The following is a 5,033-nucleotide window of genomic DNA, read 5'->3' as shown; positions in this document are numbered from 1 at the left end:
CCCGGGGGGGTGCTTGTTGCGGGCCCACCCCCCGGGGGCGGGGGGGGGGGGCCGGGGCCCCCCCCGCCCCCGGGGGGGCCCCCCCCGGGGGCCCCCCCCCCCCCCCCGGGGCCCCCCCCCCCCGCTCCGCCGATCGAGAGAGGTCCCCATGAACGTCACAGCAGCCGCAGTGGTCACCGGTCGGCCCGATCCCGCCGTCGGTCTCGCCGAGGTGCGCGCCGAGCTGGCGGCGGCCTGCGTCCGGGCGCAGCGCTCCCCCGCCTCGGTCACCCTGGTCGCGGCCTCCAAGACCGTCACCGCCGAGGGACTCGAACCGGCCATCGCCGCGGGCCAGTCGGTCTACGGCGAGAACCGGGTGCAGGAGGCCCAGGGCAAGTGGCCGGCCCTGCGCGAGCGCCACCCGCAGACCGAGCTGCACCTGATCGGCCCGCTGCAGACCAACAAGGCCCGGGACGCGGTGGCGCTGTTCGACGTCATCCACTCGGTGGACCGGATCGAGCTCTGCCGGGCGATCGCCCGGCGGTCCGCCGAACTGGGGCGCCGGCCCAGGCTGTTCATCCAGGTCAACACCGGCTCCGAGGTCCAGAAGGCCGGGGTGCTGCCGCAGGAGCTGGACGCCCTGCTGGAGGTCTGCCGGGGCGAGTACGACCTGGACGTGACCGGCCTGATGTGCATCCCGCCGGTCGACGAGCCGGCCGGCCGGCACTTCGCCCTGCTGGCCGAGGCGGCCCGGCGCAACGGGCTCGACTCCCTCTCCATGGGCATGAGTTCGGACTACGCCGAGGCCATCGAGCACGGCGCCACCCACGTCCGGGTGGGCAGCGCGATCTTCGGCTCCCGGGCCTGAGCGACCGTCAGGGTCCGTTCCAGGAACGACCGCCGGCCACCCGTCACCCGCCAGAGGAGGCATCACCCGCAGTGGAGACCCCGCACCACCGGCCCGCCCGGTACGACGTCCTGTTCGAACCGGTACGGATCGGCCCCGTGACCGCCAAGAACCGCTTCTTCCAGGTGCCCCACTGCAACGGCATGGGGCGGGCCTATCCGAGCGCGATGGCCGCCATGCGCGGGGTCAAGGCCGAGGGCGGCTGGGCGGTGGTCTGCACCGAGCAGTGCGACATCCACTACTCGGGCAACCACCTGCGCGAGCTCCGGCTCTGGGACGCCCAGGACATCCCGGTGCTGGCCCGGGCCACCGAGCAGATCCACGGCCACGGAGCGCTGGCCGGCGTGGAGTTGGCGCACAACGGCTCCTTCGTGCCGAACCTGGACACCCGGGCGATCCCGATCGCCCCCAGTGCGACCGCCACCCGGGGCAACTTCCCGGTCACCGCCCGGGCCATGGACAAGTCCGACATCCGGGCCTTCCGCCGCTGGCACCGGGAGGCCGCCCTCAACGCCCGCCGGGCCGGCTTCGACATCGTCTACGTCTACGCCGGCCACGACATGGCGCTGCCCGCGCACTTCCTCTCCCGGCGGCACAACCAGCGCACCGACGAGTACGGCGGCAGCCTGGAGAACCGCGCCCGGCTGCTGCGCGAGCTGGTCGAGGACGCCAAGGAGGCCGTCGGCGACACCTGCGCGGTGGCGATCCGGCTCGGCGTCGGCTCGCTGATCGATGCCAGCGGGCCGACCCCCCGGGACGAGGCCGAGGACGTGCTGGAGATGCTGGCCGAGCTGCCGGACCTGTGGGACGTCAACCTCTCGCCGTTCGAGAAGGACGGGCAGACCGCGCGGTTCGCCCAGGAGGGCTTCCAGCAGGAGCACGTCCGGTTCGCCAAGAAGCTGACCACCAAACCGGTGGTCGGGGTCGGCCGGTTCACCTCGCCGGACACCATGGTGGCGATGATCCGCAGCGGCACGCTCGACTTCATCGGCGCGGCCCGCCCCTCGATCGCCGATCCGTTCCTGCCGCGGAAGATCGAGGAGGGCCGGTTCGACGAGATCCGCGAGTGCATCGGCTGCAACATCTGTGTCGCCTCGGACAAGCTCAGCGTGCCACTGCGCTGCACCCAGAACCCGACCATGGGCGAGGAGTGGCGGCGCGGCTGGCACCCCGAGTACCTGCCGCCCAAGGACACCGACGACACCGTGCTGATCGTCGGCGCCGGCCCCGCCGGGCTGGAGGCCGCCGTCTCGCTGGGCCGGCGCGGCTACCGGGTGCTGCTCGCCGACCGGGAGCGCGAGCTCGGCGGCCGGGTGCTGCGGGAGAGCGCGCTGCCCGGCCTGGCGACCTGGCGGCGGGTGGCGGAGTGGCGGCTGGGCCGGCTGAAGCGGCTGCCCGGGGTCGAGCTGCTGCCCGGCAACGAGATCACCGCCGACCTGGTGCTGGAGGCCGAGTGCTCGCTGGTCGGCGTGGCCACCGGGGCCCGCTGGCGGGCCGACGGGGTCGGCCGCAACCACCGCGGCGAGATCCCCGGCCTGGCCGGTCTGCCGGTCTTCACCCCCGACGACCTGATGGCCGGCCGGCTGCCCGAGGGCCGGGTGGTGGTCTTCGACGACGACCACTACTACATGGGCGGGGTGCTGGCCGAGCTGCTGGCCGACCGGGGCTGCGAGGTGGTCTTCGTCACCCCGGACAGCCTGGTCTCCTCGTACACCCAGAACACCGCCGAGCAGGGCGCGATCCAGCGGCGGATCCTCGAACGGTGCGCGGAGGTCCGCACCTCCACCACGGTCGGTGCGGTCGAGCCCGGCGGGGTCCGGCTCGACTGCGTCTTCACCGGACGGCAGAGCACGGTCGAGGCCGACGCGATCGTGCTGGTCACCGGCAGCCTGCCGGTGGACGGGCTGTACCACGAGCTGACCGCGCTGGCGCCGGAGGTGCTGACCGGGGCCGGCGTCCGGCGGGTGGTCCGGCTCGGCGACTGCCTCGGGCCGGGCATCATCGCGGCGGCCGTGCACAGCGGGCACCTGTTCGCCCGCACCCTGGACACCGGCCTCACCGACTGGACGCCGTTCCGCCGGGAGAACGTCGAACTCGGCTGGGACCGGCCGATCCCACCCGGCAGCGAGACCCTCCGGCTGCTCACCGAAGGACGTGACCGTGGCTGATCCCACCCGCACCACCGACCTGAAGTCCGTGCTCGGGCGGCTCGCCGACGGCGAGCACCTGACCCGGGAGGAGTCGGCCCGCACCGTCGGGCTGCTCACCTCGGGCGAGGCCACCGCCTCGCAGATGGGCGCGCTGCTGATGGCCCTGCGGATGCGCGGCGAGACGGTGGAGGAGATCGTCGGGGCCGCCTCCCACCTGCGCACCCGGATGCTGCGGGTGGCCGCGCCGCCCGACGCGATGGACGTGGTCGGCACCGGCGGCGACTCCTCGGGCTCCTACAACATCTCCACCTGCGCCGCCCTCGTGGTGGCCGGGGCCGGGGTGCCGGTCGCCAAGCACGGCAACCGCGCGCTCTCCTCCCGCTCCGGCTCGGCCGACGTGCTGCGGGCGCTCGGCGTGCAGGTCGACCTGACGCCCAGTCAGGTCGGGCGCTGCGTCGCGGAGTCCGGGATCGGCTTCATGTTCGCCCCGGCCCACCACCCGGCGCTGCGGCACGTCGCCGCCACCCGGGTGGAGCTCGGCACCCGGACGGTCTTCAACCTGCTCGGCCCACTGCTCAACCCGGCCGGGGTCCGCCGGCACCTGATCGGCGTCTTCGCCCGGCACTGGCTGGAGCCGCTCGCCGAGGTGCTGCACGAGCTCGGCTCCGAACGGGCCTACGTGGTGCACGGCAGCGACGGCCTGGACGAGATCACCCTGACCGGGCCGACCTCGGTCGCCGCCCTGGAGCACGGCCGGGTCCGCAGCTTCGAGATCGACCCGGAGCGGCTCGGCCTGACCCGGGTCACCCCCGCTCAGCTCCGGGGCGGGGACGCCGAGGAGAACGCCACCGCGCTGCGCGCGGTGCTGCGCGGTGAGCCCGGCCCGTACCGGGAGGTGGCCCTGCTCAACTCGGCCGCCGCGCTGGTCGTGGCCGGACGGGCGGAGGACCTGGCCGACGGCCTCCTGCTGGCCGCCAAGTCGGTGGACTCGGGCGAGGCGCTGGCCCGCCTGGAGAGCCTCGTCAGCGTGTCGCACCTGACCGACCCGAGCGAACGGACCCCCTGATGACCGATCTGCTGCACCGCATCGAGACCTACAAGCGCGAGGAGATCGCCGTGGCCAAGCGGGCGGTCCCGCCGGCCGAGCTGCTGGAGCTGGCGCAGGCCGCCGAACCGCCGCGCGGCTTCCACGCGGCGCTGCGCGGCCGGACCGAGCTCGGGGAGTACGGGCTGATCGCCGAGATCAAGCGGCAGAGCCCGTCCAAGGGCCTGATCCGGGAGGACTTCCGGCCGGCCGAGCACGCCCTCGCCTACGCCGCGGGCGGCGCCGCCTGCCTCTCGGTGCTCACCGACGGTCCGTCCTTCGGCGGGGCCCGCGAGCACCTGGCCGCCGCCCGCGGGGCCGTCGCACTGCCCGCGCTGCGCAAGGACTTCCTCTTCGACCCCTACCAGGTGGTGGAGGCCCGGGCCTGGGGCGCCGACTGCGTGCTGGTGATCCTGGCCGCCGTGGACGACGCCACCGCCGAGGAGCTGGAGGAGACCGCGCTCGGCCTCGGCATGGACGTGGTGATCGAGGTGCACGACGAGCCGGAGCTGGAGCGGGCGCTGCGCCGCCGCTCCCCGCTGATCGGCGTCAACAACCGCAACCTGCGGACCTTCGAGACCACCCTGACGACCAGTGAGACCCTGATGCCGCTGGTCCCGGCCGACCGGACGGTGATCGGTGAGAGCGGCATCGCCGACGCCGCCGACCTGGCCCGGCTGGCGAAGGCCGGCATCTCGTCCTTCCTGGTCGGCGAGACCCTGATGCGGCAGCCCGACGTCGAGCGGGCCACCCGGGCCCTGCTCTCCCGCTGAACCCCTGCTCCCCGATCCGCTGACTCCCCGTCACCCGTGCACGAATGAGGTCACACGTGTCCACCACCCCCATCACCGCTGACCAGCCGCAGATCGGCACCGCCCGCGTGAAGCGCGGCATGGCCGAGCAGCTCAAGGGC

General features: G+C 74.2%; 4 protein-coding genes. All 4 read left to right on the top strand.

Annotation, left to right across the window (positions count from 1 at the left end; all coding sequences use genetic code 11):
- The first annotated feature begins 148 nt into the window (after nucleotides 1-148).
- Nucleotides 149-847 carry a YggS family pyridoxal phosphate-dependent enzyme gene (locus ACIRBX_RS20300; protein WP_402298436.1) on the top strand — a complete coding sequence of 233 codons (699 nt, stop codon included), beginning with the start codon at nucleotides 149-151 and terminating at the stop codon, nucleotides 845-847.
- A gap of 71 nt (nucleotides 848-918) precedes the next feature.
- Complete coding sequence (locus tag ACIRBX_RS20295) at nucleotides 919-3,054, top strand: NAD(P)-binding protein (protein ID WP_402298435.1); 2,136 nt, start codon at nucleotides 919-921, stop codon at nucleotides 3,052-3,054.
- Nucleotides 3,047-4,102 (top strand): anthranilate phosphoribosyltransferase, encoded by a 1,056-nt coding sequence (gene trpD, locus ACIRBX_RS20290; RefSeq protein ID WP_402298434.1) that lies wholly within the window; start codon nucleotides 3,047-3,049, stop codon nucleotides 4,100-4,102. Before ACIRBX_RS20295 ends, trpD begins: the two co-directional genes overlap by 8 nt.
- Nucleotides 4,102-4,893, top strand: a complete 792-nt coding sequence (gene trpC / locus ACIRBX_RS20285) for an indole-3-glycerol phosphate synthase TrpC (protein ID WP_402298433.1) — start codon at nucleotides 4,102-4,104, stop codon at nucleotides 4,891-4,893. The genes trpD and trpC overlap by 1 nt, the downstream gene beginning before the upstream one ends.
- Nucleotides 4,894-5,033 lie beyond the last annotated feature (140 nt).

Origin of the sequence: Kitasatospora sp. NPDC096147 (assembly GCF_044763225.1) — a bacterium.
GTDB lineage: Bacteria > Actinomycetota > Actinomycetes > Streptomycetales > Streptomycetaceae > Kitasatospora.
This window is presented reverse-complemented; position numbering and strand designations above follow the sequence as displayed.

What these genes read in the sequence shown, in the direction of transcription:
- ACIRBX_RS20300 (WP_402298436.1), top strand. Translation starts at nt 149, where the DNA reads ATGAACGTCACAGCAGCCGCAGTGGTCACCGGTCGGCCCGATCCCGCC.
- trpC (WP_402298433.1), top strand. Translation starts at nt 4,102, where the DNA reads ATGACCGATCTGCTGCACCGCATCGAGACCTACAAGCGCGAGGAGATC.